The 3,719-nt window shown below is 66.1% G+C and carries 7 protein-coding genes; 4 read left to right on the forward strand and 3 right to left on the reverse strand.

Going from position 1 to position 3,719, the window contains the following annotated elements:
* The coding region (locus I0Q12_RS16240; protein WP_197252888.1) for a hypothetical protein at window positions 1-288 on the reverse strand (288 nt) is incomplete at its 3' end.
* Between the two features lie 270 nt (window positions 289-558).
* Here I0Q12_RS16240 and I0Q12_RS16245 point away from each other — a divergent pair.
* Window positions 559-978, forward strand: a complete 420-nt coding sequence (locus I0Q12_RS16245; RefSeq protein WP_197252889.1) for a hypothetical protein — start codon at window positions 559-561, stop codon at window positions 976-978.
* A 105-nt stretch (window positions 979-1,083) separates the two neighbouring features.
* On the opposite strand, the gene I0Q12_RS16250 is transcribed toward I0Q12_RS16245, so the two are convergent.
* Together I0Q12_RS16250 and I0Q12_RS16255 are read right to left on the reverse strand one after the other, a co-directional pair.
* On the reverse strand, window positions 1,084-1,410 hold the full coding sequence (locus I0Q12_RS16250; RefSeq protein ID WP_197252890.1) for a multidrug efflux SMR transporter: 327 nt from the start codon (window positions 1,408-1,410) through the stop codon (window positions 1,084-1,086).
* Complete coding sequence (locus tag I0Q12_RS16255; protein WP_197252891.1) at window positions 1,407-1,766, reverse strand: multidrug efflux SMR transporter; 360 nt, start codon at window positions 1,764-1,766, stop codon at window positions 1,407-1,409. Before I0Q12_RS16255 ends, I0Q12_RS16250 begins: the two co-directional genes overlap by 4 nt.
* A gap of 221 nt (window positions 1,767-1,987) precedes the next feature.
* Between I0Q12_RS16255 and I0Q12_RS16260 the strand changes: the two genes are divergently transcribed.
* The 3 genes from I0Q12_RS16260 to I0Q12_RS33000 all read left to right on the forward strand — a co-directional run.
* Window positions 1,988-3,100: an aromatic ring-hydroxylating dioxygenase subunit alpha gene (locus I0Q12_RS16260; RefSeq protein ID WP_307846280.1), complete on the forward strand. Its 1,113-nt coding sequence runs from the start codon at window positions 1,988-1,990 to the stop codon at window positions 3,098-3,100.
* A 25-nt stretch (window positions 3,101-3,125) separates the two neighbouring features.
* Window positions 3,126-3,329: a ferredoxin gene (locus I0Q12_RS16265; protein ID WP_138998046.1), complete on the forward strand. Its 204-nt coding sequence runs from the start codon at window positions 3,126-3,128 to the stop codon at window positions 3,327-3,329.
* The coding region (locus I0Q12_RS33000; RefSeq protein WP_231610792.1) for an FAD-dependent oxidoreductase at window positions 3,326-3,719 on the forward strand (394 nt) is incomplete at its 3' end. The genes I0Q12_RS16265 and I0Q12_RS33000, both read left to right, overlap by 4 nt.

Here is a 3,719-nt window from a genome sequence, read left to right on the forward strand (position 1 = left end):
GTCGTAGTTCTCGGCACCCGGATCGAGGATCCCGTCGACGGCCGTCCACACCTCGTCGATTCGATAGACACCGAGGTAGACGATGTACTGTCGCTCGTTGCCTTTCCGGCGCAACGGCTGGCGCAGTTGACGGCAGAACATCCACGGCAGTGGGATTTCGGCGGCCACCTCTTCGACCGGTTCCAGACTGTCGAACCTGTCGACCTTCGGAACCTGCTGTGGACTGAACAACTCCACGGCACGCCAGAACTCGATGACGTCGGCCTGCCGACGGTACTCCCCGGTCACTGCTCCCCCTGTCGATTCCCCCCGCGGTTCGTTCCGGTGCGCGAGAACGTCCGCCCAGCGAACACAATTGCACACACTCTCATCCGAAGCGCCGCGGGAGAGTGTGGCAGTGCCCTCGCCCCGGTAGCCGCAATCGAGAAAGACAGCAGCGCGATGCCGGTCGCGCGCGCCTGTCTTTCTCATTTGCGGCTCTGGAAACGCTCCGAACCTCGCCGCCTACTCGCGGTCGTCATCCCGTGCAGTAGGGCATCTTTCGGCTAGGTTGGTGCGATGAGAACACTCTGGGCCGTGTCGGTCGTCTCGGTGTTGTGCACCGTGCCGATGTGGGTGATCGCCGTACCGCAGCTCGTCTTCTCCGGGGTTGTCGATGTCGGCCCGTATACCGGACTCGTGCTGGGACTCCCGACCCTGATCGGGTTACCGTGCGCGGTCGCCGGAGTGATCGCTGGATCGGTGTCTCTCGTGAAACAGCGCGCACGCAACTGGGCCGCGAACCTCATGACACTCGGGCAGGTCGCGACCGTGGCGCTGGCCGCCGCCATCGTCGTGTGGGCGCTGGGCTACGCGTCGACCGGCTGGGAACTGCTCGCGCTGCCGACGTCGCCTATGGTCGGCCAGATCGTGGTCGCGGCGGGGCTGCTCAAGGCCGGACGGCCGCGGATGTCCCGCTCGGTGCGCGCATCGTCGTGACTATCGGGGTCACCGCCGCGCCCTGCAAGACCCGCAGTCGAGAAAGACAGCAGCGCGATGCCGGCACCGCGCTGCTGTCTTTCTCGTCGGCGGCTGCGGTAACCCTCACGCGGAGTGCGAACCGACCTCGATCGCAACAACTCCCGCCATGATCAGCGCAATGCCGATGACCATCCGGAAAGTGAGAGGGTCCCGGAACAGAAGCCTCCCGAGAACTGCGGTGAGCGCGACCCCGCAGGCGACCCAGATGCCGTACACGACGCCGACGGGAACGTCGCGCGCCAGCACCAGTGCGACGAGCCCGAATGCGACGACGTAGCAGGAGACGGTCGCCAGGACCCAGCGGGTGCGGGCCATACCGTCGGACAACTTGAGGCAGATCGTGCCTGCCACTTCGACAACGATCGCCGCAGCGAGAATCAGCCAGGTCACCGTGCCGCGACCTCGTCGTCACGTTCGTCCACCGGGTCGATTCTGGGATGCGAGCCCAGTTCGACGATGACCACTCCCGCGATCACCAGCGCCATGCCCAGCGCCATCAGCGGGGTCATCGGATCGCCGAAGAGGACGGTCGCGGCAACCGCGGTCAGCAGGATGCCGGCGGCGCCCCAGATTCCGTAGGCGACACCCACGGGCATCAACCGCAACGCGCGGGCGAGGAACGCGAAGGACGCGCAGTAGCCGGCCACGACGAGCACGTACCAGACGGGATCGTCGGTGGCAGCACGCAGCGAGAGGGTGGCGGTGACCTCGCACGCTATCGCCCCGCCGAGCGACCACCATTTCATGCCGGCCAACCTACCGCCCTCCTCTCGGATCCCGCGGGTCCGCGCGGTCGCGTCGCGTCGCGGCGACGCATTCCCACCATCGGGTACCTGCAACTTTACGCAATGCGCAGTCTATTTCACGCTTTTTCTTGACATTGCGTATCTGTGAGCCCATGCTGGTACGCAATTCGATGTGACGCACACAACAGCCCCGTGCGCTCCCCCACCGAAAGGACCCCCTCGTGGCGATTTCCCTCGACGACGTGCGCGACCGCTACGCGCTTCCCTCCGTCGACCGGCTCCTCTCCGACCTCGACGCCGGAGAAACCCTGCCCGCGCCCTTCTACTACGCACCCGAGATCCACCAGCTCGAACAGGAGAAGATCTTCTCCAAGTCCTGGCAGTACGCGTGCCACGAATCCGCGGTCGCCAAGCCCGGCGACTACGCGGTCACCCGCGCCGGCGCGATCCCGATCATCGTCACGCACGGCCGCGACGGCCAACTGCGCGGCTTCGTCAACGTTTGCCGCCATCGCCTGCACTCGATCGCCGAGGAGAACGGCAACAAGCCGCTGCTCCAGTGCCCGTACCACGGCTGGACGTACGGCCTCGACGGCAAGCTCAAGACGGCCCCGCGTTCGCAGCGCGAGCCGAACTTCGACTGCTCCACGATCTCCCTCGAACCCGTCTCCGTCGAGCGGTGGGATCAGTGGATCTTCGTCAACCCGGATCCGAACGCTGCTCCCCTCGCCACCGTGACCGCCGATATCCGTTCCCGCACAGACGAACTCAACGCGGACCTGCGCGACTACGAATTCCAGATCCGCTACGAGTACGACATGGAATGCAACTGGAAGCTGTGGGCGGAGAACGCCGTCGAGTGCTACCACTGCCCCACCCTGCACAGCACGAGCTTCGGCAAGACGTACCACACCTCCCCCGACGACTACGCGATCGATTCGTCCGACAACACCATCTGGCACGCCGGTCCCATCAAGTGGCTTCCCACGAACGTGGATCCCGAGGGCCTCAAGGGTTTCCGGTTCGCGTTCACGTTCCCGTCGTCGTTCTTCGCGCTCGACGACTATGTCGGGTTCATCGGCAGCATCCAGCCGGTCGGGCCGCAGAAGTCGTGGGCGTTCGTCGACATGTACGCCAAGCCGGGCGCCGACCCGATCGTCGTGAAGGAATGGCTCGACATGTGGGACCGCACCCTCATCGAGGACAAGCGCGCCACCGACATCCAGCAGATCGGCTACAACTCGGGCCGGGTCCGCGCCGGACGACTCCTTCTCGACAGCGAGAGCCCGCTGCAGTCGTTCATGCGTACCGCGGTCACGGCACTCTCGTCCTGACCTCCCTACGACGAAAGTCGGAACGATGACGAAAATCCTTGTGGATCTTGGCAAATGCCAGGGATACGCGAACTGTGTCGTCGCGGCACCGGACATCTTCGATCTCGGTGACAGCGGCAAGGTCGACCTCCTGGAGGCGACCGTCGCCGACGACCGCCTCGCCGACGTGCGGGAAGGGGTACGCTCGTGCCCCGCGGCTGCCCTCACACTCGAGGAGACGGCGTCATGACGCACGTGGCTGTGGTCGGTGCGTCGCTCGCCGGGTTCCGCGTCGCCGAGGGCCTGCGCGCCGAAGGTTTCGACGGCGACATCACCCTGATCGGCGACGAACCGCATCTGCCCTACGACCGGCCGCCGCTGTCCAAGTCCGTGCTCGTCGACGACGAACCCGCCTCGACGGCATTCCAGGACGCGGTATGGTTCGCGGACAACCGGGTCACCCTGCACCTGGGCGAGACCGCCCGCCGCCTCGACACCGCCGCGCGCACCGTCCACACCGACGCCCGTTCGCTGAACTACGACGAACTCGTGGTCGCGACCGGGGCCACGCCCCGCAATCCCTTCCCCGACGCACCGGACAGTGTGTTCACCCTGCGCACCGCCGACGACGCCGCGCGCA

The organism is Rhodococcus sp. CX, assembly GCF_015865005.1.
GTDB lineage: Bacteria > Actinomycetota > Actinomycetes > Mycobacteriales > Mycobacteriaceae > Rhodococcus.

Bases quoted from the DNA above. Each gene is read 5' to 3' on its own strand.
- I0Q12_RS16245 (WP_197252889.1), top strand. From the start codon at position 559: ATGAGAACACTCTGGGCCGTGTCGGTCGTCTCGGTGTTGTGCACCGTG.
- I0Q12_RS16255 (WP_197252891.1), bottom strand. From the start codon at position 1,766: ATGAAATGGTGGTCGCTCGGCGGGGCGATAGCGTGCGAGGTCACCGCC.
- I0Q12_RS16265 (WP_138998046.1), top strand. From the start codon at position 3,126: ATGACGAAAATCCTTGTGGATCTTGGCAAATGCCAGGGATACGCGAAC.